The 26,371-nt window shown below is 72.6% G+C and carries 24 protein-coding genes; 8 read left to right on the forward strand and 16 right to left on the reverse strand.

Features of this window, described 5'->3' with window-relative positions:
• Window positions 1–26: 26 nt before the first annotated feature.
• Window positions 27–788, forward strand: coding sequence for a hypothetical protein (locus Athai_RS02890; RefSeq protein ID WP_203960026.1), 762 nt, complete (start codon window positions 27–29; stop codon window positions 786–788).
• Between the two features lie 99 nt (window positions 789–887).
• Here the strand turns inward: Athai_RS02890 and Athai_RS02895 are convergent, their stop codons facing one another.
• The 6 genes from Athai_RS02895 to Athai_RS02920 form a co-directional block, all read right to left on the reverse strand.
• On the reverse strand, window positions 888–1,520 hold the full coding sequence (locus tag Athai_RS02895) for a DUF1707 SHOCT-like domain-containing protein (RefSeq protein ID WP_203960027.1): 633 nt from the start codon (window positions 1,518–1,520) through the stop codon (window positions 888–890).
• Window positions 1,521–1,778: 258 nt separating this feature from the next.
• The gene (valS, locus tag Athai_RS02900; RefSeq protein WP_203960028.1) at window positions 1,779–4,373 is read right to left on the reverse strand and encodes a valine--tRNA ligase; all 2,595 of its coding nucleotides are present in this window, start codon (window positions 4,371–4,373) and stop codon (window positions 1,779–1,781) included.
• Between the two features lie 239 nt (window positions 4,374–4,612).
• Window positions 4,613–5,074 (reverse strand): DUF6220 domain-containing protein, encoded by a 462-nt coding sequence (locus Athai_RS02905; RefSeq protein WP_203960029.1) that lies wholly within the window; start codon window positions 5,072–5,074, stop codon window positions 4,613–4,615.
• Between the two features lie 509 nt (window positions 5,075–5,583).
• Window positions 5,584–7,527, reverse strand: coding sequence for a hypothetical protein (locus Athai_RS02910; protein WP_203960030.1), 1,944 nt, complete (start codon window positions 7,525–7,527; stop codon window positions 5,584–5,586).
• A gap of 12 nt (window positions 7,528–7,539) precedes the next feature.
• On the reverse strand, window positions 7,540–9,450 hold the full coding sequence (locus Athai_RS02915; RefSeq protein WP_203960031.1) for an ABC transporter ATP-binding protein: 1,911 nt from the start codon (window positions 9,448–9,450) through the stop codon (window positions 7,540–7,542).
• Window positions 9,447–11,174 carry an ABC transporter ATP-binding protein gene (locus tag Athai_RS02920; protein ID WP_203960032.1) on the reverse strand — a complete coding sequence of 576 codons (1,728 nt, stop codon included), beginning with the start codon at window positions 11,172–11,174 and terminating at the stop codon, window positions 9,447–9,449. Before Athai_RS02920 ends, Athai_RS02915 begins: the two co-directional genes overlap by 4 nt.
• Window positions 11,175–11,417: 243 nt before the next feature.
• On the opposite strand from Athai_RS02920, the gene Athai_RS02925 reads away from it, so the two are divergent.
• The gene (locus Athai_RS02925) at window positions 11,418–11,843 is read left to right on the forward strand and encodes a hypothetical protein (protein WP_203960033.1); all 426 of its coding nucleotides are present in this window, start codon (window positions 11,418–11,420) and stop codon (window positions 11,841–11,843) included.
• On the opposite strand, the gene Athai_RS02930 is transcribed toward Athai_RS02925, so the two are convergent.
• From Athai_RS02930 to Athai_RS02950, 5 genes are all read right to left on the reverse strand, one after another.
• The gene (locus tag Athai_RS02930) at window positions 11,809–12,303 is read right to left on the reverse strand and encodes a methylated-DNA--[protein]-cysteine S-methyltransferase (RefSeq protein ID WP_203960034.1); all 495 of its coding nucleotides are present in this window, start codon (window positions 12,301–12,303) and stop codon (window positions 11,809–11,811) included. The two genes, Athai_RS02925 and Athai_RS02930, sit on opposite strands and share 35 nt — an antisense overlap.
• 80 nt (window positions 12,304–12,383) lie before the next feature.
• Entirely contained in the window at window positions 12,384–13,994 is a 1,611-nt protein-coding gene (locus tag Athai_RS02935; protein WP_203960035.1) for an AlkA N-terminal domain-containing protein, read from the reverse strand.
• A 236-nt stretch (window positions 13,995–14,230) separates the two neighbouring features.
• Entirely contained in the window at window positions 14,231–16,486 is a 2,256-nt protein-coding gene (locus Athai_RS02940) for an MMPL family transporter (RefSeq protein WP_203960036.1), read from the reverse strand.
• 141 nt (window positions 16,487–16,627) lie between these two features.
• A complete protein-coding gene (locus Athai_RS02945) occupies window positions 16,628–17,290 on the reverse strand; it encodes a response regulator transcription factor (protein ID WP_203965295.1) in 663 nt (220 codons plus the stop codon).
• Window positions 17,291–17,297: 7 nt separating this feature from the next.
• A complete protein-coding gene (locus Athai_RS02950) occupies window positions 17,298–18,533 on the reverse strand; it encodes a sensor histidine kinase (protein ID WP_203960037.1) in 1,236 nt (411 codons plus the stop codon).
• Between the two features lie 130 nt (window positions 18,534–18,663).
• Between Athai_RS02950 and ychF the strand changes: the two genes are divergently transcribed.
• The 6 genes from ychF to Athai_RS02980 all read left to right on the forward strand — a co-directional run bounded on the left by ychF (window position 18,664) and on the right by Athai_RS02980 (window position 22,802).
• Window positions 18,664–19,737: a redox-regulated ATPase YchF gene (gene ychF / locus Athai_RS02955; RefSeq protein WP_203960038.1), complete on the forward strand. Its 1,074-nt coding sequence runs from the start codon at window positions 18,664–18,666 to the stop codon at window positions 19,735–19,737.
• Between the two features lie 57 nt (window positions 19,738–19,794).
• A complete protein-coding gene (locus Athai_RS02960; protein ID WP_239156680.1) occupies window positions 19,795–20,583 on the forward strand; it encodes a GNAT family N-acetyltransferase in 789 nt (262 codons plus the stop codon).
• Between the two features lie 211 nt (window positions 20,584–20,794).
• Window positions 20,795–21,196 carry a VOC family protein gene (locus tag Athai_RS02965; RefSeq protein WP_203960040.1) on the forward strand — a complete coding sequence of 134 codons (402 nt, stop codon included), beginning with the start codon at window positions 20,795–20,797 and terminating at the stop codon, window positions 21,194–21,196.
• A gap of 174 nt (window positions 21,197–21,370) precedes the next feature.
• Window positions 21,371–21,847, forward strand: a complete 477-nt coding sequence (locus Athai_RS02970) for a MarR family winged helix-turn-helix transcriptional regulator (protein WP_203960041.1) — start codon at window positions 21,371–21,373, stop codon at window positions 21,845–21,847.
• A gap of 132 nt (window positions 21,848–21,979) precedes the next feature.
• Window positions 21,980–22,300 carry a DMT family transporter gene (locus Athai_RS02975; protein WP_203960042.1) on the forward strand — a complete coding sequence of 107 codons (321 nt, stop codon included), beginning with the start codon at window positions 21,980–21,982 and terminating at the stop codon, window positions 22,298–22,300.
• A gap of 40 nt (window positions 22,301–22,340) precedes the next feature.
• Complete coding sequence (locus Athai_RS02980; protein ID WP_239156681.1) at window positions 22,341–22,802, forward strand: DMT family transporter; 462 nt, start codon at window positions 22,341–22,343, stop codon at window positions 22,800–22,802.
• Here the strand turns inward: Athai_RS02980 and Athai_RS02985 are convergent.
• The 5 genes from Athai_RS02985 to Athai_RS03005 all read right to left on the reverse strand — a co-directional run bounded on the left by Athai_RS02985 (window position 22,784) and on the right by Athai_RS03005 (window position 26,338).
• On the reverse strand, window positions 22,784–23,491 hold the full coding sequence (locus Athai_RS02985; protein WP_203960043.1) for a methyltransferase domain-containing protein: 708 nt from the start codon (window positions 23,489–23,491) through the stop codon (window positions 22,784–22,786). The genes Athai_RS02980 and Athai_RS02985 overlap by 19 nt on opposite strands.
• A gap of 78 nt (window positions 23,492–23,569) precedes the next feature.
• Entirely contained in the window at window positions 23,570–24,079 is a 510-nt protein-coding gene (locus tag Athai_RS02990) for a GNAT family N-acetyltransferase (RefSeq protein ID WP_203960044.1), read from the reverse strand.
• Between the two features lie 40 nt (window positions 24,080–24,119).
• Complete coding sequence (locus Athai_RS02995) at window positions 24,120–24,662, reverse strand: hypothetical protein (protein WP_203960045.1); 543 nt, start codon at window positions 24,660–24,662, stop codon at window positions 24,120–24,122.
• Window positions 24,662–25,471: an ArsR/SmtB family transcription factor gene (locus tag Athai_RS03000; protein WP_239156682.1), complete on the reverse strand. Its 810-nt coding sequence runs from the start codon at window positions 25,469–25,471 to the stop codon at window positions 24,662–24,664. Before Athai_RS03000 ends, Athai_RS02995 begins: the two co-directional genes overlap by 1 nt.
• A 231-nt stretch (window positions 25,472–25,702) precedes the next feature.
• Window positions 25,703–26,338: a maleylpyruvate isomerase N-terminal domain-containing protein gene (locus tag Athai_RS03005; protein WP_203960046.1), complete on the reverse strand. Its 636-nt coding sequence runs from the start codon at window positions 26,336–26,338 to the stop codon at window positions 25,703–25,705.
• Window positions 26,339–26,371: the final 33 nt, after the last annotated feature.

Genomic DNA, 26,371 nt, shown 5'->3' on the forward strand with positions numbered 1-26,371 from the left:
TTGGTAAATGCGGGTACCGTCGATTCATGAAGACGCTCGTGCTGGTCATCGTTCTCGTGGTGCTCGTCGTCGCCGGCGCCGTGTGGTGGTCCCGCGCCAGCAAGCAGCGCAAGGAGCGCGCCCTGGCCGACGCCCGCGCCGACGCCCAACGGTGGTACGAACGCCTCGGCGGCCAGGTGATGAACCTGGTCCCGAACGACGACACCGCGGTCAAGCAGGCGCTGGTCGACGCCGGTGAGCGGTACAACGCGGCCGGCAGCCAGCTCGACCAGGCCACCAGCACCAAGCAGTTCGAACTCGCCGGGCACACCGCGCTGGAGGGGCTCTACTACGTCCGCGCCGCCCGCACCGCGATGGACCTCGACCCGGGGCCCGACCTGCCGCCGATGCCCGGTCAGCGCACCGCCGGCGCGCTGACCGCCGAGCGCGAGGTCACCCTGGAGGGCAAGGAGTACCGGGCCGGGCCGCAGGCCAGCTCGGACACGCCGTACTACTACCCCGGTGGCGTGGTGCGCGGCCGGCCCGTCCCGGCCGGGTGGTACTCGGAGCCGTGGTGGAAGACCGCTCTGGTCGCCGGCGCCGCCGGGGTCGGCACGATGCTGCTGTTCGACGCGTTCTTCTCGCCCGGGATGGGCATCGGCGGCTTCGACGGCGGGTACGACAACGGGTTCGCGGACGGCTTCGCCGAGGGCCACGACGGCGGTGACTTCGGGGGTGGTGGCGGCGGCGACGGCGGCGGCATGTTCGACGGCGGTTTCGACTTCGGTGACTTCGGCGGCGGCGACTGACGGAACGGCCCACGCCGCGCCCGCGCGGTGGTGGGTGCTCGGCGGAGGGACCGCGGGCCGCCCGCGCCGTTGCCGGGCATCTCGGTGCGGCTGCCGGGTTCAGTCGTCGGTGGGCAGCCGGCGCTGCCTGCGTTTGACGTCGACGCCGCCCCAGAAGGCGAAGCCGGTGACCCGGACCCGCGGCCCGGTGCCGTCGCCGGGCCCGGCGGCGGTGTCGTCGAACCCGCCCATCAGCCCGAAACCGTCCACCCGTACGTCGAGATCGTCCGGCACGATGATCTCCACGCCACCCATCATCGCGTACGCCTGGATGGTCACCTCGTCGGTGCCGAACCGGGCCTCCCGCAGATCGAGCGTCACGCCACCCAGCACGGCCACCGCGATCTGGGTCCGCGGCACCAGCCAGCTGCCTCGCCGGGTCGGGCCGGACAGGAAGCCGACGACCAGGCGGGTGTCCTCCGGCTCCTCGGCGACCCGGCGCGGCGAGGTGGCCAGCGGGGTACCGGTGTCCGGCAGGTCGGCGAGCACCGGTTCCAGCTCGCCGTAGGTGCGCGCCGCATAGACGGTGTCGAGCCGTTCCTGCAACTCGTCGAGCGTCAGGCGCCCCTCGCCCGCTGCCGCGTGCAACACCTGCGCGACGCGCTCGCGGTCGTCGTCGGATGCCCGCATGGCGCTCCGGGCGACCGCCGCCTGGGGTCGCACCGCCGGCCTGCGCTCCGGTTCGTCCGCCACAGCCGAAAGCCTAGCGGGACCCCCGCGCCGGGGCAGCCGCATACCGGGCACGCGGGTACCCGGTCAGCCGACGTCGACGCGCGAGCACCGGAAGGACGCGTCGTCGACATCCGCGAACGGTCCGTACCCGACCGGATGTCCGCATCGGGCGCCGATCGAGGTACGGGGATGCGCGCGGCGCACCCCCGCACCCGCGGCCCGCGCGGCGAACCCCGCAGCGCGGACCGCGCGGCGCACTCCGCACCCGCGGCCGGCCGGTCAGAACGCGCAGGCCACGATCAGTTCGGGCGTGGCCTCCGGATGGAACTCCAGCTTGTCGATGTGGCCGGCGGCGCGCAGATCGTCCGCCGCGAGCCGGATCTCCTCGACCACCGCAGCCGGCGCACTCACCTCGGCCAGCGGCACCTCGGTGCGCATCGAGACCTTCCGCTGCGACTTCGCCTTCCGGATCTGGCGCAGCACCTCGCCCACCGTGGCCAGCCGCAGCCCCGGCTCGCCGTCCAGCAGCGGGGTCAACTCGTGCGCCGTCGGCCACGTCGCGCGGTGGATCGACCCGTACCGCCACCACGACCAGACCTCGTCGGTCACGAACGGCAGTACCGGTGCCAGCAAGCGCAGCTGCGCCGACAGTGCCCAGCCCAGCGCCGACCGCGCCGAGGCGGCCGCCGCGTCACCGCGCTCCCCGTACGCGCGAGACTTGACCAGCTCCAGGTAGTCGTCGCAGAACGTCCAGAAGAAGCGCTCGGTGGCCTCCAGGGCCGCCGTGTGGTCGAACGCCTGGAACGCCGCCGTCGCCGTACCGATCACGGCCCGCAACTCCGAGAGCATGGCCCGGTCGATCGGCTCGGTCACCGGGGCGCGCAACGCGTCGGCCGATCCGAGGCCCAGCACGAACCGGCTGGCATTGAGCACCTTCGTGGCAAGCCGGCGACCGACCCGCAGCAGGTTCTCGTCGAACGTGAAGTCGGACCCGGGACGCCCGCACGCCGCCCAGTACCGCACCGCGTCCGGGCCGTACCGCTCCAGCAGCTCGTCCGGCCCGACCGCCCGGCCCTTCGACTTGGACATCTTCTTCCGGTCCGGATCCAGGATCCATCCGGAGATCACGGCCGTCCGCCAGGGCAGCGTGTCGTGCTCCAGCTGGCTGCGCACCGTCGTGGCGAACAACCAGGTCCGGATGATCTCGTGCGCCTGCGGCCGCAGATCCATCGGGAACACCCGGTCGAACAGGTCGTCGTCGCGCTCCCAGCCGCCGGCGATCTGCGGCGTCAGCGAACTGGTCGCCCAGGTGTCGAGGACGTCCGGGTCGGCCGCGAACCCGCCGGGCCGGCCGCGCTGCTCCTCCGAGTAGCCCACCGGTGGCTGGCTCTGCGGGTCCACCGGCAGCTCGGCTTCGTCGGGCAGGATCAGCGCCCCGTGATCGACGGTGCCGTCGTCGCGCACCTGGTACCACACCGGAATCGGTACCCCGAAGAACCGTTGCCGGCTCACCAGCCAGTCGCCGGTCAGGCCGTTCACCCAGTGCTCGTACCGGTGCCGCATGAACTCCGGCACCCAGCGCAGCTCCCGCCCCCGCTCCAGCAGCCGCTCCCGCAGCGGCAGGTCGCGGCCACCGTTGCGCAGGTACCACTGGCGGGCCGTGACGATCTCCAACGGCTGGTCGCCGTACTCGTAGAACTTGACCGGGTGGGTGATCGGACGGGGCTCCCCGGCCAGCTCCCCGGACTCCCGCAGCAGCTTCACGATCCGCCGACGTGCCGCGCCGACGGTCAGCCCGGCCAGCTGGGCGTACCGGAACCCCGCCTCGGCAGAGTGCAGCCCGGCCGGCACCTCGTGCCGGATCCGGCCGTTGCGCCCGATCACCGAGCGGATCGGCAGGTCCAGCTCGCGCCACCAGATCACGTCCGTCAGGTCCCCGAACGTACAGATCATGGCGAGGCCGGTGCCCTTGGCCGGGTCCGCGAGCCGGTGCGGGTACACCGGGACCTCGACCCCGAACAGTGGCGTGAGTGCCGTCGTACCGGCCAGCCGCGCATACCGTTCGTCGTCCGGATGGAACACGAGCGCGACGCAGGCGGGGAGCAGCTCCGGCCGCGTCGTCTCCACGTACAGCGGTTCGCCGCCGGCGGTGTCGTCCTCCGGATCCACCGCGCCCGACGCTTCCCGGAACAACAGCCGGTGGTAGGCGCCGGGGCGCTCCCGATCCTCCAGCTCCGCCTGCGCCACCGCGGTGCCGAACGAGATGTCCCACAGCGACGGGGCCTCCGCCTGGTACGCCTCGCCCCTGCGCAGGTTCCGCAGGAAGCCACGCTGGCTGGCGACCTGAGCCGGCGTGCCGATCGTGGTGTACCGCGCCGACCAGTCCACCGACAGCCCGAGGCGTCGCCAGGTGTCCTCGTACACCAGTTCGTCGTCGGCGGTGAGCCGCTCGCAGAGTTCGATGAAGTTGCGCCGCGAGACGGCCTGCTGCTCCTGAACCGGTTGCTGCGGCGGCCGGTAGCCGGCGACGTAGGGCAGCGTCGGATCGCACCGCACCCCGAAGTAGTTCTGCACCCGTCGTTCGGTGGGCAGGCCGTTGTCGTCCCAGCCCACCGGGTAGAAGACCTCCTTGCCCTGCATCCGTTGGAAGCGGGCCACGGTGTCGGTGTGCGTGTAGGAGAACGCGTGTCCAATGTGGATGGACCCGGATACGGTGAGCGGCGGGGTGTCGATCGCGAATACCTCGGACCGGTTCTTCCGCCGGTCGAAGGTATAGGTGCCCAGTTCGGCCCAGCGCCGCGTCCACTTCTCGGCCAACCCGTCGAGGGACGGCCGGTCGGGGACGCGCGCTCCGGCGCGCTCCGTATCGGTCATGTGCCGATGCTAGGGACTCGGTGACCGGCAGGCGACGGGTTTAGCCAGGTCGCTCCCTTTGTCGGGTCACCCACCCCGTTGCGCGCGGCGCCGGACTTGCCGGCCGAGCCAGCGGCCCGGCCGCCGAGTCGCTGCGCGGCACGTTCGTCACCAGGCGGCCCGACGGCGGCGAGGCTGCCGTGTCCTCCGCCCACCTGGTCCGCCGGTCGTTACCCGGCACAGGGGTACCCGGGGGTGGCTCAGGCGCTGGTCCGGTCGGCCCCGCTGGGCATCGCAGGGGTGCTGGACTGCCGCGGCACGGCATCGGCCCGCGCCGCCACGACCGCGAGGACGAAGATCGCCAAGGCGTTGATGGCGTGCAGCGCCCCGAGCCCGGGCACCAGGAACGACACGTAGCCGAGCAGTACCTGCACGACCACCAGCAGCAGGATCAGCCCACCCCAGAGCACGCCCCGGCGTACGTGGGCGAAGAACGCGAAGATCAGCAGGAGAATCGCCAGCACCGGAATGATCATCTGACCGTTGACTGCATGGATGTCGAACCCGGAATGCCCGGTAAAGGTGGCATGCTCCAAGCGCGACTCGTTCGCCGTCGCGCCGTCGCTGACCCACTTCGCCAGGCCGAACAGCGCGAACGCGATCGCCGCCGCCTGCACCACGACCGCGGCCGCGATCAGGTATGCCACTACCCGGTATGCCATTCGCATGACCCCTCCAAGCGGCTGCTCGCACGAGGGGGAGCGGGCGGATCCGCCGCACGAGGATCTGTTGATGATCCGCCCGCTCGGTTGTGCCCGGTAGCGTCCGCCCGGACGCCGTGCGCTCCGACGTCCGGCGCCCCGGCTGGGCCTTTCGGCCACCGGCCGCGTACGACCGTTGCGGCACCGGGACCGCCGCGGTCTTCGACATCCTCTCCCGGGTGGCTCTCCGGGCGGCCCGGTGCGCGCCCCGGGGAGCTCTGGCACCCGGGCAGGCGCCCGCCGAACGCGCCGCGGCAGAACCTCGCCGGGGAAGGGGCCGCTACGCGTTCACGACCTCATCATCCAGCGACGGTGAAGCTGAAGTACTCCTCCGCCAGGGCGGTGCCGTCGGCGGATCGCAGGCCGGCGTTCGCCCGCCGTACCGACCCGGGAGGCCCGCGGCCAGCCGACGGGGCGAGCGTCCCTCGCGTGTGGCCGGTCGGGCTCGTCGAGAGACGCTCGCCCAGGCCTCACTGATCGGCGACCGTGAAGTAGTACGTGTACGAGCTGAGCTGTGTTCCGTCCGACAGGATCGCGTAGACCTCCAGCGCATGCCCGCCATTGGACTCCGGTGTGTACTGGATCGTCGCCTTGCCGTCGGTAGCTGCGACGACACTGGGCTCCCCCCAGTCGAACGCGTATCCGAAAGACACGACCCCTGGCAGCGTCGAGCTCACCGTGAACGTGCCGGACACGCCGACGCCGGCGCCGGTGGCGTACTCCGGCCACGTGTCGGAGGCGACGGACGGGCTGGTGTCGAACGTGACGCTCCACGTCTTGACCGGGCTGATCCACCCGTTGCTGCTGTGGCTGCGTACGTCGATATGGTTCAGGCCCGGGCTGTCGAGGTCGGCGGTGACCGTCGCGGAGCCGTCGTCGTTCGCCACCACGGTCTGCTCCGTACCGCCGTTCACCGTGTAGGTGTAACGGTCCACGTCGCTGACGTTCGGTCCGGGAGCGAGGTGCACGGTCACCGGGCTGCCGTACTGCGGTGTCCCGTCGACTGCGACCACCGGCGACGTGTCTCGCACGTCAACCGTGTAGGTCGTCGAGTCGGACCGCTGGTACGCCCGGTCGTAGCTGGCGACGGTCAGCGTGTTCGGGCCGGAGTTCGGTGGCACCAGGCTCACCGTCCCCGACCCACCGAGCGAGTCCGCGCGGACGAAACCCGTGCCGTCGAAGGGATCTCCGTCCCGGGTGTCGACCACGCCGAGCGGCGAGGACCACGAGTACTGGTACGCGGCGACGTCGGCGACGCCGTTGGCGCCGAACGTGACCTGCATCGGCGTGCCGCCCGGGTTCCAGGCGCCGGTCTGGTACGTGGAGGTCACCGTTGGCGGCTTGTCCGGCCGCTGGGTGTCGGCGACGAGGTAGCACGTCGTCGACCAGTCCGAGGTGTCGAGATCGTCGCTGACGCGGGTGTGCCACGCGTACGTCACGCCGCCGGTCAACGTGCCCGCCGGGATGTGCACGGCGGTCGGCGCGCCCTCGATGGCATCGCCGGTCAGCACGGTCGTCTGGTCCGGATGGTCAACCGGCCAGAGCGCGAACTCGGCGGAGAACGTCGACTCGTTCTTGTCGGCGTCCGAGAAGACGGCCGACAGGGTGGGTTGGAAGCCCAGCGTCGTCGACGGCGGTACCCCGATGTACGGGTAAGGGGCGTTCGCCGCGCACTGTTGTTCGTCGTTGAGCAGCTGGGTGGGGGTGTCCGGGACCGCGTTGGAGCCGACATCGAGTCGCAGGCCGGGCTGGGCGTCCAGCTGACGCCCGTGTGCGAGCTGCTTCTCGGCCGAGAGGGGTTCACGGAGTTCGATCGACAATCGGTCCCGGCCGGCGGTGAGAGCGGCCTGCACGGCGCTGGTCAGATCAACCCCGAGATCCGCCGGGCACGCATCGGTGGCACCGAAGGTGCCGATCTTCTCGATCTCCCGCGGCGCCCGGTGCCAGGTCGGATTCGGTGGCCCGTCGGCCGTCCGCCACACCTCGACGTTCCGCTCGGCGCAGTCGGTCGCATCGGTTTCCTGGGCGTAGAGATGGGCGACGACAGCGTGCCGCCCGGCCAGTGATCCGAGGTCGAAGCTGGCGTACACCCGGGAGAGGTGGGTGGCACCCGCGTCGTCCTGCCAGGCACCGAGCGGGACCGATCCGCCGGGATCTCCGTGGCTGGTATCGGGTGCCAGTGAGTCGGTGTAGGACCAGGAGCTGCGGGTCAGGTCCTGGTGGAACGTTCCTGCGGTCGCCGGGGCCGCCAGCAGCGTGGCGGCCGCCGTTGCTACGGCGGCCGCACCGGCTAACAGGCGGACGGTCCGGATCCTTCGCATACTCGTCTTCCTTCTACTAGGGGAGGAAAAGGAGGCTGTGAAGCCGTCGGATCCTAGCGCCGTCGGGTCGTCCGCCGGGTCCGCAGAGGACATATCGGAACAGGTTCAGACCAGGGAGTCTTCCCATTGGCGGTGCAGGTCGGCGTACCGGCCGTCGCCGTCGACGAGCTGGGCCGGCGTGCCGTCCTCGACCACGATCCCGGCGTCCAGCACCAGTACCCGGTCGGCGATCTCCACTGTGGACAGCCGGTGCGCGATCACGATCGCGGTACGGTCCGCGAGGATGGTCCGGAGCGCTCGCTGCACCAGCCGCTCGGACGGGATGTCCAGCGAACTTGTCGCCTCGTCGAGGATGAGCACCGCCGGGTCGGCGAGGAACGCCCGGGCGAACGCGACGAGCTGCCGCTGCCCGGCGGAGAGCCGGCCGCCGCCCTTCGCCACGTCGGTGCCGTACCCGTCGGGCAGCGCGGCGATGAACTCGTGCGCGCCGATCGCCCGGGCGGCGCGTTCGATCTCGGCGTCGGTGGCGTCCGGCTTGCCGAACGCGATGTTCTCCCGCACCGTGCCGGAGAACAGGAAGTTCTCCTGGGTGACCATCACGACCGCGCGTCGCAGGTCGGCTTCGGACAGGTCGCGCAGGTCGACGCCGTCGAGGGTGACCCGGCCGGCGGTCGGGTCGTAGAACCGGGACACCAGCTTGGCGATGGTGGTCTTGCCGGCGCCGGTGGCGCCGACGACCGCCACGGTCTGCCCGGCCGGCAGGGTCAGGTTCAGCTCGGGCAGCACCAGCCGGTCGGCGCGGTAGCCGAACCGCACCGACTCGAACCGCAGCTCGCCCCGGGACGCGGCCAGCTCGCGCGGCGTGTCGGGTTCGGCGACGTCCGGCTGCTCGTCGAGGACACCGGCCAGCTTCTCCAGCGCCGCGGTGGCCGACTGCAGCGAGTTGTAGAACATCGACAGGTCCTGCATCGGTTCGAAGAACTTCCGCAGGTACAGCACGAACGCGGCGAGCACGCCGATCTCGGCGTGGCCGTGCAGCACCCGGTAGCCGCCGTAGGTCAGCACCACGGCGATGGTGACGTTGCCGATCAGCTTGATGCCGGGGGAGAAGATCGCGATCAGCCGGAACGCGCGCTGGTTGGCCCGCTTGTACTCGTGGTTGACCGCCTCGAAGATCTCCTGGTTGCGGGGCTCGCGGCGGTAGGCGTGCACCGCGCGGATGCCGCCGAGCGACTCGACGAAGTGCACGATGACCAGCGACACCGTCTCGCGGGTCTTGCGGTACGCCTTGGCCGACTGGTTGCGGAACCACGCCGACAGCCACAGCAGGAACGGGAACGAGCACAGCGTCACGAGTGCCAGCGGCCAGTCCAGGAACAGCAGGATGATCGCCACGCTGATCACGTTCAGCCCGGCGAGCACCAGGTCGTCGATGCCGTTGTCGACCATCTCGGAGATGGAGTCCATGTCGGAGGTCAGCCGGGCGATCATCCGGCCCGACGTGTACCGCTCGTGGAACGACAGGGACAGCTTCTGGAAGTGCTTGTACACCCGGCGGCGCAGGTCGAACAGGATCGACTGGCCGATCCGGCCGGACAGCATCAGGAACGCGCGCTTGGTCAGGTAACCGACGCCGGACGCGACCAGGAACGCGATGCCGACGGAGATCAGCACCGCGTAGCTGTGGTGGTCGCGCAGCGGTGGGATGCCGCGGTCGATGCCGAGCTGCACCAGGAACGGGCCGGCCATCGCGGCGACGTCCTGGACCAGCAGCAGCACGACGGCGAGCGCGAGGATCCGGCGGTGCGGCCGGACCAGCGAGCCGAGCAGCTGCATGCTGCGGGAGCGCAGCCGGGCCATCGAACGACGGTCGGTCGCCTCGGCGGCGGTACGCTCCGAGTTCTCCTCGCTGGCGATCCCCCGCCACGCCTCGATGTCGAGCGGCTGCTGGAGCGCGTCGTCGCTGGTCGAGGTGGCTGCTCCGGCGGAACCTCGGGCTGGCACACGTTCGGTCATCGGGCCGCGACCCCCTTCCGGTCGGGGAGCAGATCGGGCGCGTCGACGTCGTCGTCCGCCTCGGCGGACAGCACCGCGCGGTAGCTCGGCACGGTGGCGAGCAGCTCGGAGTGGGTACCGACGGCGGTGATCCGGCCGTCTTCGAGCAGCGCGACCCGGTCGGCGAGCGCGACGGTGCTGGGCCGGTGCACCACGAGCAGCGCGGTGGTACCGGCGAGCACCCGTTCCAGCGCCTCCTCGACCAGGGCCTCGGTGTTGACGTCGAGCGCGGACAGCGGGTCGTCGAGCACCAGTACCTTGGGCCGGGACACCACGGCGCGGGCCAGTGCGAGCCGCTGCCGCTGCCCGCCGGACAGCGACAGCCCCTGCTCGCCGACCCGGGTGTCGAGGCCCCAGGGCAGCTCGTACACGAAGTCGGCCTGGGCGACGCGCAGCGCCTCGGCGAGGTCGTCGTCGGTGGCGTCCGGGCGGCCGAGCGCCAGGTTCTCCCGGACGCTCATGGAGAACAGGATCGGTTCCTCGAACGCGGTCGCCACGTTGCGGCGCAGCGAGTCGAGCGTGCAGTCGCGCACGTCGTGGCCGTCGATGGTGATCCGCCCGCCGGTCACGTCGTACAGCCGGGGGACGAGCGAGACGGCCGTGGTCTTGCCGGAGCCGGTGACGCCGACCAGCGCCATGGTTTCGCCGGGCGCGATGGAAAGGTCGATGCCGGACAGCACCGGGGCGTCGCTGCCCGGGTAGCTGAACCGGACGTCGCAGAACCGCACCGCGCCGCGGATCTCGTCGCGGCGCAGCTCGACGGCGCCGGGCCGGTCGACGACGGTGGGCTCGGTGTCGAACACCTCGTAGATGCGGTCGGCGGCGGTCATCGCCTCCTGGCCGCTGGCGAGGATCCAGCCGAGCGATTCGACCGGCCAGACCAGCCCCATCTGCAGGGTCGCGAACGCGACGAGCTGGCCGAGCGTCATGTGGTGCTGGACCACCGCGATGGCGCCGACGACGATGATGACGGCGAGCGACAGGTTCGGGATCAGCTCGTACAGCGGGGCGAACCGGGAGTCGAGCCGGGCGCGCTGCACGGCCAGCTGGTAGACCCTGTCGGCGTTGGCGGTGAACCGGGTGAACATGTGGTGTCGCCGGCCGAACGCCTTGACCACCCGGATGCCGTGCGCCGACTCCTCGACGTAGGTGGCGAGGTCGCCCTGGGCGTCCTGGACCTGGCGGGAGACCCGCAGGAACCGCTTCGCGAACTGCCGGCTGATCAGGAACAGCGGCACCGCGGACAGCGCGACCAGCGCGCCGAGCGGCGGGTACAGCCGGATCAGCAGCACGACCACCACGACGTACTGGCAGACGTTGACGATCAGGTAGATCACGCCGAACGACAGGAACCGGCGCAGCGAGCCGATGTCGGTGATGGCGCGGGACAGCAGCTGGCCGGACTGCCACCGGTCGTGGAAGGTCAGCGGCAGCTTCTGCATGTGCGCGTACAGGTCGTCGCGGACGTCGGCCTCCATGGACAGCGACGCGTACGACTGGGTCCAGCGGCGGAGGAACACCATCAGCGCTTCCAGCACGCCGAGCGCGAGCGCTGCCAGGCCGAACCAGATCAGCCCGGTCTGGTCGTGGTGTCGCACCGGTCCGTCGACGACGCGCTGCATCACCATCGGGACGACGATGCTGGCGCCGACGGCGAGGCCGGCGGAGACCAGCATGACCGTCATGTGCGGCAGGTAGGGGCGCAGATAGTGCCGGATTCGCCACAGATTGTGCAGAGGATTGTGCGCACTGCGGCTGGGTTCAGGAGGGTCCTTGGGCACCCCCCGACGTTATCGGTAAGGACCGACGGCCTTCTCGTCAATTTCGTCCGTTGTACAGCGCAGACAGGCTGGCGCGTCCGCTGTGGTGTGGCGGAGTTCACCGTCGAAGCCTTGCTTCTCGTGGCTATTAGAATTAGCTTTTTGGCTATGACGATTACCTCGAGTCCTGCCGACCGGAGTCCGCGGTTCGCCGTCGGCCGCGTCCTCACCGCGGTCGCCGCCACCGCCGCTCTCGTCTCGGCGGTGGCCGCGATCGCCGACGTGGCCGGCGCCGGCGCGGACACCCGCATCGTGGAGACCTGGCGGATGGTCGGCCTGGCGGTCTTCGCCGGCCTGTTCGCGCTGCTCGCCGCGCGCCCGCACGCCCTGCCGTACCTGTGGGAGCTGGTGCTCGCGAGCAAGCTCGCGCTGACCGTCGCCGCGCTCGGCTACCAGGCGGCCGGCAGCGCCACCGGTACCGCGACGATCATCGCCGCGGACGGTGGCCTGTTCGTGCTGCTGCTCGCCGCGTACCTGTGCGTGCGTGGCTGGCGCGCGATCAGGCCGCCTCGTGGTCGAGCAGCCAGCGCTTGACCGGCAGCCCCCACCGGAACCCGCCCAGCGAGCCGTCGGTGCGCAGCACCCGGTGACACGGGACGAACAGCGCGGCGGCGTTGCGCGCGCAGGCGTTGGCGGCGGCGCGCACCGCCGCGGGCCGGCCGGACAGCTCCGCGTACCGGGTGTAGGTCACCGGATCCCCGGCGGGCACCGTGCGCAGCACGTCCCAGGAGTGCGTCAGGAACGCCCCGCTGGCCTGCCGGACCGCGATCCGGTCCGTCGCGGTCAGGTCGCCGGCGAGGTACTCCCGGACCGCGGCGGCGATGTCGCCACCGTCGCCGGGCACCACCCGGTCCGGCCGCAGCGACGGATGCACCAGCACCCGCAGCGTCTCCGGGTCGTCGGTCCAGCCGCTGGCCAGTACCGCGTGGTCGGCGGCGGCCAGCACCGTGAACGGCCCGGCCGGCGTGGTCGTCGTGAACGTGTAGGCACTCATCTGTTCCTCCAGGTGCGGGCGCCGGATGGCCGGCGCCGGTCGGGTCGGTGTGGCGTCGCGTGGGGTCTGGCTGGTGGCGGTCAGCCGCCGCTGGCTCGGCCGGCGGCGTTCGCGGCCTGCCGCCAGAGCCGGATCACCGCGTACGAGCGCCACGGCCGCACCGTGGCCGCCCACGCGGCGAGCGGCTTCGGCGCGTCCGGCAGGCCGAGTTCGGCGGCACCGTGCCGGACGCCCAGGTCGCCCTCCAGGAACGTGTCGGGTTCGCCGAGGCCGCGCAGCAGCACGTAGTTGACCGTCCACGGGCCGATACCCGGTACCGCGAGCAGCGTCCCGGCGACGGTCTCCGGGTCGCCGCCGTCGAGGTCGACGGAGCCGTCGGCGACCAGCCCGGCCGCGGTACGCAGCGCGCGGCGCCGGGCGTTCGGCATCGGCAGCAGCTCGTCCGGGGCGTCCGCGATCGCGGCGGCGGACGGGAACGTGTGGGTCAGCTCGCCGGCGGCGACCGGCGCACCGACCGCGGCGGCGAGGTTGCCGAGGATGCTGCGGGCCGTGGCGACCGACACCTGCTGGCCGACGATCGCGCGGCACAGCATCTCGAACCCGTCCACCGACCGCGGCAGCCGCACCCCCGGGGTGGCGGCGACGTCCGCCGCCAGCGCCGGCTCGGCGCCGAGCACGGTGTCGACCGCCACCGGGTCCGCGGACAGGTCGAGCAGCCGGCGGCAGCGGGACACGGCCGGAGCCAGGTCCCGCACGTCGGACAGGTGCAGCACCGCCGACACGTACCCGTCGGCCGGGCTCAGTTCGGCCCACCCGACGCCGTGCGGCAGCCGCATCGTCCGCCGGTACGTGCCGTCCACGACGGACTCGACGCCGGGCAGCGCGCGGGCGGCCAGGAACGCGATCAGGTCGGCCGCGGCGAACGGCTCCCGGTAGGCGAGCCGTACCGGGACCGTGGTCCAGCCCGGGCCGGCCGCCGGTGGGTCCGCGACGACCGCGGCACCCGCCGCGACCGGTTCGGCCGCCCCGGTCGTCGGCAGGGCCGTGCCGGCCACCGGGGCCCCCGGGCGGAGCGGCCGGCGAGCGTCGGCCGCCCGGCCCGCCGAGCGCGTACCGGCGCCGCGTCGCTTCGCGGCGCGCAGCGCGGACGGGGTGTTCCCGTACACCTCGCGCAGCGTGTCGTTGAACTGCCGGACGCTGCCGAAGCCGGCCGCGAACGCGATCTCGGCCAGCCCCATCCGGGTCGTCTCGATCAGCAGCCGCGCGGTCTGCGCGCGCTGCGCCCGGGCCAGCGCCAGCGGCCCCGCGCCGACCTCGGCGGTCAGCAGCCGGTTCAGGTGGCGTTCGGTGTAGCCGAGGCGGCTCGCCAGGCCGCTGACGCCGGCCCGGTCCACCAACCCGTCCGCGATCAGCCGCATCGCGCGGGCCGCGACGTCGGCTCGGCTGTCCCACTCCGGCGAGCCGGGTGTGGCGTCCGGCCGGCAGCGCATGCAGGCGCGGAAGCCGGCGCCCTGCGCGGCGGCCGCGGACCGGTAGAACCGGACGTTGGCCCGCCGCGGCGTCTGCGCCGGGCAGCTGGGTCGACAGTAGATCTTCGTCGAGGTGACCGCGGTGTAGAAACAGCCGTCGAACCGCTGGTCGCGGCTGGCCACCGCGCGGTAGCAGTGCTCGAAGTCCGGAAGCGTGTTCACGTCCTCGATCCTGACACCGCCGGCGGCCGGTGGCTCGCGGGTTTCGGACCCGACCGTGGCGGGCCCCACCAGCGGGTTTCGGACCCCACCGTGGCGGGCTCCACCAGCGGGTTTCGGACCCGATCGTGGTGGGTTCCGTCAGCGGGGTCCGGACCCGGCCGGCGGGCCGGCCGTTCGCGGGTATCGGGCCCGGCGGCCGGCCGTCGGGCGCGGCCGGTGCGGCGATACCGACGGGATCACCCGTGCGCCGCCGGGTCCGGGCCCCGCACCGCCGCGCCGTCCCGATTCCGCCGTACCGCGCGGTTCCGGCCGGCCGGCCGGCCCGGCAGGACGCGGTCCAGCCAGCGGGGCAGCCACCAGTTCGCGGCGCCGAGCAGCTCCATCAGCGCCGGTACCAGCACCATCCGGACCAGCGTCGCGTCCAGCAGCACCGCGACCGCGAGGCCGAGGCCGAACTGCTTGACCGCCGGGTCGTCGCCGAGCAGTACGGTCAGGAACACCAGGACCATGATCGCCGCCGCGGCGGTGATGATCCGGGCGGTCGACGCGAGCCCGCGCCGCACCGCCTCCCGGGTGTCGGCGCCCCCGTCGTACTCCTCGCGGATCCGGGACACCAGGAACACCTCGTAGTCGGTGGACAGCCCGAACAGGATCGGGAACACGAACAGCGGTACCCAGGTCGTGATCGGCTGGGCGGTCGCGAACCCGAGCGCGTGGCCGAACCACCCCCACTGCACCACCACGGTCAGCACGCCGTACGCGGCGAGCGTGGACAGCAGCGTCATCACCGCCGCCTTGACCGCGATCACCACCGAGCGCACGAGGACGAGCAGCACGACCAGCGACAGCGACACGACGATCGCGATCAGCCAGGGCAGCCGGGTGGCGACCGAATCGGCGAAGTCGATCGTCGACGCGTTCGGCCCGCCGACGTACACCCGCTGTCCCGCCGCGGCGCGGGGGATCACACTGTCCCGCAACCGGTGTACCAGTTTCGGGGTCGCGGCGTCCTGGGTGCCGGTGGTCGGGATCGCGACGAACTCCGCGGCTCGGCCGTCCGCGCTGGTTCGTACCGGGGTCACCGTGGCGACGCCGGGCGTGTGCGACACCGCGGCCGCCACCCGCCGCAGGGTGCCGGCCGAACCGTCGGTGACGATCACCAGCGGCGCGTCCCGGCCGGGCCCGAACGCGTCGGCGAGCATCCGGTGCGTGGCGTACGCCGAGGTGTCGCGGGGCGCGGTCGACGCGTCCGCGAAGCCGAGCCGCATCGACAGCGCCGGTACCGCGAGCGCCAGCAGCACCGCGGCCCCGGCGACGAGCCCGATCACCGGGTGCCGCTGGATCGTCCCGGCCCAGCGGGCCGCGAGCGGGCTGGTCGTCGAGGTCCGGCCGAAGTACGGCAGCCGCAGCCGGTCGATGTTGCGGCCGGCGAAGCCGAGCAGCGCCGGCAGCAGTGTCACCGCCGCCGCCATCGTCGCCAGTACCGTCACGGACGCGGCGACGGCGGTCGCGTCGAGCAGCGGCTGCTGCATCACGAACAGCCCGGCCAGCGCGATCACCACGGTACTGCCGGCGAACAGGACGGCCCGGCCGGCGGTGGTGATCGCAACGACCGTGGCCCGTTCCGGATCGGCTCCGCTGTGCGATGCGTCCCGGCCGGCTCCGCCGTGCAGTGCCTCCCGGTAGCGGGTGACGATGAACAGCGCGTAGTCGACTCCGACACCGAGGCCGATCAGGGCCGACACGACGGGGGTGAACGACGGTGCCGGCAGCAGGTGGCCGAGCAGTTCGATGCCGGCCAGCCCGGTACCGATGCCGAACAGTGCGGTCGTCAGCGGCAGTCCCATCGCGAGCAGCGACCCGAAGCTGATCAGGATCACGATCACGGCGGCGAGCAGCCCGACGCCCTCGCTCGGCCCGCCGGGCGGCTGCTCGACCGACAGCACCGCGTCGCCGCCGAGGGCGAACGTGACGCCGCCGCCGGACGCGCGCTTCACCTTGTCCAGCAACGGGGTCACGGTGTCGGCGGAGATCTGGTCCTGGCTGGACCGGATCGTCGCGTACCCGGTGTGCCTGTCGCCGGAGATCTGCCCCGGCGTCCGGTACGGGTCGGCCACCGCGACGATGTGCGGCGCGTCGGACAGCGCGCCGAGCAGCGACTCGACCCGGGCACGTACCGCCCGGTCGGTGAGCGGCTTCTTCGCGGTCACCGCGAGCGTCAGCGTGTCGCCGTTCTGGTCGGCGAAGTGCTGCCGGAGCAGCGCCTGCGCGTGCGCGGACTCGCTGGCGCCACCCGAGAAGTCGTGGTCGGCGGCCGCCGCGTACCGGAAGCCGAGAACCAGCAGCGCGCTGGTCGCGATGAGCCAGCAGGCGACCACCAGCCAGCGATGCCGGTAGCAACCGCCGGCCAGCCTGGCGAGTGGGCCGGCCGGCGCCGAAGCGGTCCGGGCCGGTTTCTCGGGCCTGACCTGTGTGGTGTTCCTGGGGCGCATGACGTGCTCCTCCGGGGTTCGGGCGAACCCCCTGAGCGTCGCGCCGCACACGGCCGCTGGCGTCCGCCCGGAGTTGCCGCCTGCTACCTCCGGGGATGGCATCCCTGCGGAGTAGGCACCCCCGGCCCGGCCGGCGGAAGCTCAGCCGCCCGGGGTGACCAGGCCGCTCTCGTATGCCAGCACCACCAGCTGCGCGCGGTCCCGCGCGGCGAGCTTGGTCATGATCCGGCTGACGTGCGTCTTGACCGTCAGCGGGCTGAGAAACAGCCGGCCGGCCATCTCGTCGTTGGTCAACCCGCCCGCCACGAGCACCAGGACCTCGCGTTCCCGGTCGGTGAGCCGGGACAGTACCGAGGTGTCGGCGACCCGCCGGGCCGGGCGCGCGACCAGGTCGGCGATCAGCCGGCGGGTGATGGACGGTGCGAGCAGCGCGTCGCCCCGGGCCACCACCCGGATCGCGTGCAGCAGCTCGTCCGGCTCGATGTCCTTGACCAGGAAGCCGGACGCGCCGTCCTTGAGCGCCTGGTACACGTACTCGTCGGTCTCGTAGGTGGTGAGGATCAGCACCCGGACGCCGGCCAGGTCGTCGTCGGCGGCGATCCGGCGGGTCGCGGTCAGCCCGTCGGTGCCGGGCATCCGGATGTCCATCAGGACGACGTCGGCCGCGGTGTCGCGGGCCGCGCGTACCGCCTCGTCACCGTCGGTGGCCTCGGCCACCACCTGAATGTCGCCGGCATCGGCGAGCAGGGTGCGGAACCCCGCCCGGATGAGCGCCTGGTCGTCGGCGAGCACCACCTTGATCACCACGGCATCAACCTAGCGGGTCCGGGTACCGGGGTCCGGCGGGCAACCGTGGCGCACCGGCCTGCAACGGCAGGCGGGCGTGCACCCGGAAGCCGCCGCCGGGGTGCGGTCCGGCCTCGACGGTACCGCCGATCGACGCCGCCCGCTCCCGCATGCCGAGCAGCCCGTGGCCGTCGGATTCGGTTGTGGCGCAACCGATTCCGTCGTCGACGACGGTGAGGTCGAGCTGCCCGTCCCGGGTTTCGACGGTGACCGTCGCGCGGGCCGGGCCGGCGTGCTTGACGGTGTTGGTCAGCGATTCCTGCACGATCCGGTACGCGACGAGTTCGGTGGCGCCCGGCAGCTCCGGCAGCGGGGCCGGCAGCCGCAGGGTGACCGGGACGCCGGCCTGCCGGGTGCGCTCGGCGAGCGCGTCGAGCTGGGCCAGCCCGGGGGTCGGATGTCGCGGGTCGGCTTCCCCGTCGGTGCGCAACAGCCGCAGGATCGCCCGCAGCTCGACCAGGCCGTCCTTGCTGGCCGCCCGGATCGCGGCCAGCGCCGTCGCCGCCTCCGGCGGCGGGTCCTTCAGCACGTGCGCCGCCGCGGCGGCCTGCACGCTGATCGTCGCCATCGTGTGCGCGACGACGTCGTGCAGCTCCCGGGCGATCCGCAGCCGCTCGGCGTCGACCCGGCGCCGCGCCTCCTCCTCGCGGGTACGTTCGGCCTGCTCGGCCCGGTCCGCGATCTCCGCGACGTACGCCCGGCGGCTGGCCACCGCGAGCCCGGCCGCCAGCGCCACCGCCACCTCGAACGGGATCACCGTGACGGGCCCGCCGAACCCGAACGGGCCGAACAGCATGGTGCTACCCATCAGCACCACGACGGTGATCCCGGACAGCAGCAGCGCCCGCCGGGCCCGGCCCAGCGTGGTCACCGTGTACACCGCGAGGACCGGGGCGACCAGCGCGGCGCCGTTGACGTACCCGGGGATCGTGTACGCCACGACCAGCGCCAGCGAAACCGCCCACACCGTGACCGGCCGGCGGCGGCGCCACAGCAGCACCGCGGCGGCGGCACCGGCCAGCAGGTACGCCGGCCACGGCGGCACCACCAACCCGGCCACCGTGTTGTCCGGGCTGGTCGGGTACGACTCGCCCACCGAACCGAGCACCACCAGCGCGGTGACCACGATCGCCAGGACCGCGTCCAGCAGCAGTGGAGGCAGCCGCCACCGCACCACGCCCGGGTACCGCGTCGCCGTCACACCACGAGCCTAGGCGCGCGACCGTACCCCGGGTGTCCTCCGCCGGGAGGCACCCGGTACTCCCGGCGATGTACCCGCGCCGCCCGGCACGGTGGGTGCCGGCGTCGGGCCGCACGTAGACTGGCCCGCTGTGAGTCTCACGATCGGCATCGTCGGCCTGCCCAACGTCGGCAAGAGCACCCTGTTCAACGCGCTGACCCGGAACGAGGTCCTGGCCGCGAACTACCCGTTCGCGACGATCGAACCCAACACCGGCGTGGTGGGTGTCCCGGACCCCCGGCTCGGCGTGCTGTCCGAGCTGTACCACTCGCAGCGGGTGGTGCCGGCGACCGTGACGTTCGTGGACATCGCCGGCCTGGTGCGGGGCGCCAGCGAGGGGCAGGGGCTGGGCAACAAGTTCCTCGCGAACATCCGCGAGTCGGACGCGATCTGCCAGGTGATCCGCGCGTTCCACGACGACGATGTGGCGCACGTCGACGGCCGGGTGTCGCCGCACGACGACATCGAGACGATCAACACCGAGCTGATCCTGGCCGACCTGCAGACCATCGAGAAGGTGCTGCCGCGGCTGACCAAGGAGGCCCGGCTGGTCAAGGACAAGCAGCCGGTGCTCGCCGCCGTCGAGGAGGCCAAGCAGGTCCTGGACTCCGGCCGTACCGTGTTCGCCGCCGGCCTGGACACCGAACCGCTGTACGACCTGCACCTGCTCACCGCGAAGCCGTTCCTCTACGCGTTCAACGTGGACGAGGACCAGCTGGTCGACGAGGACGCCAAGCAGGAGCTGCGCAAGCTGGTCGCGCCGGCCGAGGCGATCTTCCTGGACGCGAAGATCGAGTCGGAGCTGGTCGAGCTGCCCGACGACGAGGCGCTGGAGCTGCTGCAGTCGATGGGCCAGGAGGAGTCGGGCCTGTCCCAGCTGGCCCGGGTCGGCTTCGGCACGCTCGGCCTGCAGACGTTCCTGACCGCGGGGGAGAAGGAGTCGCGCGCCTGGACGATCCGGCGTGGCGCGACCGCGCCGGAGGCCGCCGGAGCGATCCACACCGACTTCCAGCGCGGCTTCATCAAGGCCGAGATCGTCTCGTACGACGACCTGATCGCGGCCGGCTCGATGGCGGAGGCGAAGGCGCAGGGCAAGGTACGGATGGAGGGCAAGGACTACGTGATGGCCGACGGCGACGTGGTCGAGTTCCGCTTCAACGTGTGACGGCCGCGCCGATAATCGGCTTGCCGATCCGACCGTACCGCCACCAGGGTGGTCGCCGTGACGAATGCGGCCGGCCTTCTCCAGGCGTACGACGAGCAGTTGCGCACCGATGCCGAGACGCTGGACGCGCTCGCGGTCACCAGCCACGGGCCGCTGCGGCTGGCCACGTTCGAGGGTGGGCGGGGCTTCGTCACCTACCGCGACCTGGGCGGCATGGGCGCCGCGGCGATCACCCGGCTGGTCTCCGAGGTGCTGAGGTTCTACCGGGACGACCGCACGATTCGTCGGGTGGAGTGGAAGACGCGCGGCCACGACCGCGCGCCCGGCCTGCACGAGGCGCTGGTCGGCAACGGGTTCGAGCCGGGCGAGGCTGAGTCGATCATGGTCGGGCCCGCGACCGCGCTGGCGGTCGACGTCCCGTTGCCCGCCGGTGTCACGCTACGCCGGGTGACCGCGGCGCCGGACGTCCGTGCCATGTGCGCGATGCAGGACGAGGCGTTCGGCGACGAGGTCTCGGATCGGATGGCCGAGGCGCTCGTGCGCCGGCTGGCCCTCGACGACGGCCTGGAACTCTGGGTGGCCGAAGCCGACGGACGCATCGTCGGCGCCGGGCGCTTGGAGCCGGTCGAGGGTACCGACTTCGCCGGGATCTGGGGCGGGGCGACGCTGCAGCCGTGGCGCGGCCGGGGCATCTACCGCGCGTTGACGGCGGCGCGTGCCCGGTCCGCGATCATCGCCGGCAAGGCGTTCGTGCAGAGCGACTCCACCGAATACTCGCGTCCGATCCTCGAACGCGCCGGTCTGGTCAAGGTGTCGACGACGACGCCCTACCAGTGGCGCCGCTGACCGAGGCGGGGCAACTCGGCCGCGGTCTCGTGTGGCGCCGACGTGAAGCACATTCGGTGACCGGTGACCGGTGACCGGTGCCCGGTGACCCGGTGGCCGGTGGCCCGGTGGCCCGGTGACCTGGTGACCGACCGCGCCGGCTGTGCGTGGATCGTGCTCGCCGGGTCGCTTCCGCGACAGCCGATCGCGATCGCATGGCAGGGTGGTGGCCATGGCCACCGTCGTCCAAGTCAACCTCGTCGTCGCGGACCTCGAGCGCAGCCGCGCCTTCTACGAACGGCTGGGTATCGCCTTCCGGCCGCGGAACCGGCACGGTGACGGGCCTGCCGAGGCCTGGGTCTCGACCGACACCGGCGTCACGATCGTGCTGCACTCGACCGGGTTCGCCGCATGGTGGGACGAGACCGCGCCGCAGCCGTCGGCGGGTGGCCCGCAGCTCGACCTCGAGCTGGATTCCGCGGACTGCCTGGATGCGACGGTGGCGGCGCTCGCCGCCGCCGGTGCGCCGACCGTCAAGCCGCCGACCGACATGCCCTGGGGCCAGCACTTCGCGATCGTGCTCGACCCCGACGGCCACCGCGTCGGACTGAAGGCGCCGCGCCGGGACGGGTAGGGCGGGGCGGGAGGCGTCCCGGTTCGCGCTGGGACGGCCGGCTGCGGTGCGGGACGGCGGGCGCAGCGAGCGCCGCCGCTGCTGCCGGGGCCGCCGACCCGGCTCGGTGGCAGGCCCGGGGGTGTGTCCTGCCACAACGGTTGCGTGCCGGCTCCGCCCCGGTAAGATCGATGCATGCACATGCAGGCAAGTGCCTCGACTGGGTCAACCGCCACGGTCAGTTCGGCGTGGGCGCGGGTCGCCGCGTTCGCGTCCGCGGTGGACGCCGGCCTGGACCGCTGGCTTGCCGATCGCTACCGGATCGGGCTGACCGACTGCAGGGCTCTCGCGGCGCTGGGGCAGGCGGCCGACCAGGAGCTGCGGGTCAGCGAGCTGGCCCAGCAGGTCGGGTTGAACCAGAGTTCCGCGACCCGCCTGGTGAGCCGGCTGGAGGCCAAGAAGCTGGTGCGTCGAGACCTCTGCGCCGACGACGGCAGGGGCGTCTACGCGGTCCTCACCGCGCCGGGCGAGGCGTTGCTCGGCGACCTGCGCACGCCGTACGAAGAACGGGTCCGGGAGCTGCTCTCGTCGGCGGCGGAGCGGTTCCCGGAGCTGGATCTGCGGCAGCTCTCGGACGCGCTCGGCGAGGTGGCCGCGCTGCTGTCGGGGTGACTGGGCACTCCGTCCGGCAGTGACGCGCCGAACTGACCGTGCTCATGGGGCCGGCCCACCCATATATATGCATGTACAGGCATAGAAAATTCAGGTGACCGCAGGAAGCTGCGCTACCGGAAGGGATCCGTCATGAACTGGCTCTACCTCGCCGTCGCCGTCGTCTTCGAGGTCGCCGTCGGCATCTTCGCGAGCAAGGCGCAGGGCTTCACCCGGCCATGGTGGACCGTGGCCACGCTCGCCAGCGGTGCCGCCGGCACCTTCCTGCTCAGCCTGGCCCTGCTCACCTTCGACGTCGGCGTCGGCTACGCGATCTGGACCAGCATCTCCGGCGTCGGAATCGCCGTGATCGGGGCGCTCTTCCTCGGCCAGCGGCTGAACTGGCGGAAGGCGCTCGGCATCGCGATCGTCATCGGCGGTGTCGTCGGCCTGCAGCTCAGCGGCGCCGCGTGAGCCGACCGTACCCAGTCACCAGAGCGAAGGGATGCACACCATGAGCCCCACCAAGCAGGCCGGACCCTGGGCGATGCTCGTGCTGGCCGGGGGATTCGAGATCGGCTACGCCCTCAGCGTCGCTGGCAGCAGCGGATTCACCGCCCCCGGCTGGTCCGTCTCCGCCGCCGTCTTCTTTCTGCTGACGCTGTTCGCGCTGAGTGTCGCGCTCAAGCGCATCGACGTCGGGATCGGCTACGCGGTCTGGGCCGGTATCGGCGCGGTCGGAGCGGCGCTGCTCGGTCCCGTCCTGTTCGACGAGACCCTCACCCCGCTGCGGGCGTTCTGGCTCGCCGTCATCATCGCCGGCGTCGTCTGGCTCAAGCTCGCCGACAGCGTGCAGCTCCGGCGAGGCCGCCTGGCGGCAGGCCAGCCGGCGGGAGACCGCCCGGATGCTCCGGGCGGCGGGCGGACGGCGTCAGCCCGCGATGGCGGTGGCCCCGGTCATGATCCGGCGCACTGATCGCCCGCGTTCCGCAGTGGGCCGGTTCGGTGCGCCAGACCGCCGGCACCCCAGTAGAACGGCCCGGACGTCGTGGGGGTGACGGTCACCCGCCAGCCGCAGGCAGCGAGGCGTTGCTCCAGTTCGGCTGGCCGATGCGGGACCTTGACGGCGCGGTGCGTGGTCCCGTCGTTGAGGCGGCGGCGGACCGTCGTGGACGACTCGCCCTCGACCAGCTCGTCGGCGGTGCGGTAGCCGTCGTCGACGAAGAACACCCGGCCGGCCGGCGTGATGCAGTCCGCCATCGTGGCCCAGAAGGAATCGAACCGTTCCAGCGGGACGTGCGAGAGCCAGAAGCCGAGGAAGACCACGTCGTAGCGGCGGTCCGGGACCCAGTCGAAGATGTTCGCCCGCACGAAGCGCACCCGGTCGCTGCCGACCCGCTCCGCCGCGATCGCGAGCATCTCCGGGGACGCGTCCAGGGCCGTCACCTCGTCGGCGTACCGGACCAGCTGACGCGTCCAGAGACCCTGCCCGCAGGCGAGCTCCAGGACGCTCCCCGTTGGCCGGAACGCGTCGAGCGCGGCGGACAACTCGTCGCCGCCACCGAACGGAAGGGCGTGATCCTCGTACTCCCCGGCGAGCGCGCGGTAGTAGGCGATCTGCTCGGCGAGCAGCTGGTCGAGTTCGGTGGACCGTTCTTCCGTCACTCCCCGATCCTCGCCGGCCGGGATCGGCCTGGCAACCAGCGGCGCGGCAACGAGCGCAGCCGGCGTCGGCCGGGCGGTTCAGAGGTCCAGGAGGTAGAGGTCGAAGGTGGCGGGGGAGCCGTCGGGGTGGCTCGCGGGGTAGCGCCGGCGGTGCCGGAAGCCGCATCGGCGCGCGACGCGCACCGAGGCGGTGTTGGCCGGCTCGACCCGGATCGCGGCCACCTCGCCGATGGCGTGTTCCTTGACGTACGAGCAGATCAGGCCGACCGCGGCGACCGCGACGCGGTGCCCGCGGGCCCATGGGTGCACGCAGTAGGAGAGGTTGACCGGGGCGGGTTCGGCCGGCCGCAGGCCATCCCGGTTGTCCGGGTCGCAGTCCACGTAGCCGGCGAGCCGGTCGTCCCACCAGACCCCGAAGCCGCGCTTGCCCCGGCCGGCGCCGGCGTTCGCGGCGAGCCGGTCGAAGTGCGCGCGGGTACCGGCGAGGGTCCCGTGGCCGCCGGTCAGCCAGCGCACCGTCGCGTCGTCCTCGCCGGCGCAGTGTGCGGGCGCGTCCTCGTGCCGCAGCGGTCGGAGCTCGACGTCCATACCGCTGTTCTAGCACCGGCCGTGCGGTCGGGCGACCCGGTTACCGCGCGGCGGGCAGGGGCCGCCCGCCGCGCCCGTCCGCCGGCAGCTGGTCCGCGGCGGGCCGGCGCGGCGATCGCAGGGCGATCAGCTGGGCGGCGTGCCGGGGGAGGTGGTCGGCGGCGAGCCCGGCGACGATGTCGCGCAACGGTACCGGCTGGTCGACCAGCACGGCGTCGCCGGACACCAGCAGCGTCGGGATCGCGGTGTTCAGCTCGTCGGGCCCGAGCAACTGGCCGGCCAGGGTGCAGAGCGCGTCGCCCTGGCGCCGGATCCGGTCGCGCAGGCCGGTGTTGCCGCCGGCGCGGTGGATGGTGCGCCGGATGGTCCAGCGGTCCTGCGCGATCCGGTTGTCGTAGCCGGCGTGGGCACCGGCCGCGACCGCGTACCCGGCGGCGAGCGTGCCCGCGTCCACCAGCGCGACGTGCGCGAGGATCTCGTCGGTGTCCCATTCACCGGCCGGCGGCGCCGTCGGCTGCCCGGCCAGCGACGCCGCGGCGTCGAGCAGCGCGTCGTACGCCTGCCGCAGGGTGTCGGTGTCCATCAGTGCGTCCGCTCCTCGTCGGCGGCCATCTCCCACGGCGCCTGCGGCAACACGTCGCCGGTTTCCAGCAGGGACTTGAGGTTCGCCAGCACCGCGGGCCAGCCCTGCGAGATGCCGCGCAGCTGGCCGGGGCCGGCCAGGTTCTCGTGCGTGACGGTGAGCCGGACGATGTCCTGGTGCGGCTCGATCAGGAACGTGACGACGGACGGGCCGCCCGGGGTCTCGGCGCCGGGGGCGTCGAACGTCATCACCAGCCGGTTCGGCGGGTCGGCTGCCCGCACCGTACCGGCGACGTCGACGATGTCCGAGCCGTCGACCCGACGATGCTCCCAGGTCGATCCGGGCTGCCAGTCGGACACGTTGGCATGGCCCCAGAACCGCGCGGTGGCTTCGGCGTCGGTGAGGGCCCGCCACACCTGGTCGGCGTTGGCCCGGATGTAGGTGACGTACACGTAGGTCGGGATCGGCTGCTCGCTCATGGCGTACTCCTCGGCGGTGGTCTTGATGGCGCCCAGCGCGTTGAGGCGCGGGCGGTCGAACTCGGCGATCCAGCGCTGCTGGATCTCGTGGATCGGCACCGGGTTGAGGTAGTGCAGCCGCTCCCGGCCCCGGCGGACGACCGCGACCAGGTTGGCCCGGCGCAGGATGTCCAGGTGCTGGGTGGCGGACTGGCGGGCCATCCCCAGCGGCGTGCACAGCTCACCGAGGGTCTGGCCGTTGCGCTCCCGGAGCCGGTCGAGCAGCAGCCGCCGGGTGCGGTCCGCCAGCGCCTTGAACACCAGGTCCAGCTCGATGGGTGTCTCGTCCACGGCCAAATTATGCAGGCAAATACCTGCCTAAGTCAACGCGCTCGATGCCGGCGTCACCCGGGCCGGTGTTCGAACCGCGCGCCGCGGGCCCCACGGACGGGCAAGCGCCGCAGGTCCTGCGGGGTGGACACGCGGTGCGGGCCCGGCGAGCGGCCGGCGGTGTGGGCCCGCGGACGGCCCGGCGAGCGCCGGGGCGACGGCCGGCGGGCCGGTGTCAGGCGGCGGTGCCGGTCAGAAGGCGGTGATGGTGTCGGGCTGGCGCTCGCCCCGGGTCAGCGCGCTGATCAGCGCGGACTGGCCGTGCCGGGCAGCGGCGAGGTCGGCCAGCAGGTGCAGTACCGGTGCGAACGCGGCCGGCGCGAACTCGGGCGTGGCGATGCCGACGGAGCGCGCCAGATCGTCGCTGTGTACCACGAGCTCCACCAGCCGGGTATGCAGGAAGTCCGCGCGCCGCAGGCTCCAACCCTGCCAGGGGATCGTGACGATCGCCGCCGCCCCGCCCGCGGCCAGCAACTCCGCCGCCGCGTGCAGGGCCGTGCCGCACCGGGAGACCATGGCGGCGTACCCGGCCGCCGCCTGCCGCTCGTCGGTCGACCGGTCCATCGACTCGTCGTCCAGTGCGGTCGCGGTCACCCAGGTGGCGCGCCGGTAGTGCTCGGCCGCGTCGCTGATCGGCTCGCCGGTACCGGTGACCGGCAGGATCTGCCGGGCCCGTTCCAGCTGGCGGCCGAGGTGGCAGGCGAGCATTCCCACGCTCATCCGGTCCAGCGCACTCGGCTCGTCCCAGCGGTCCCGGACCTCGTCCCGCCCGAGCAGGGCGAGCGTCGTGCGGGCCGCATCGAGGAACGCCGCGTCCATCGACTCCATGCCGGCCAACCTAGCCGCGGCGTCCCGGCGCCC

The sequence above is a fragment of the Actinocatenispora thailandica genome, assembly GCF_016865425.1.
In the GTDB taxonomy this organism is placed as follows: domain Bacteria; phylum Actinomycetota; class Actinomycetes; order Mycobacteriales; family Micromonosporaceae; genus Actinocatenispora; species Actinocatenispora thailandica.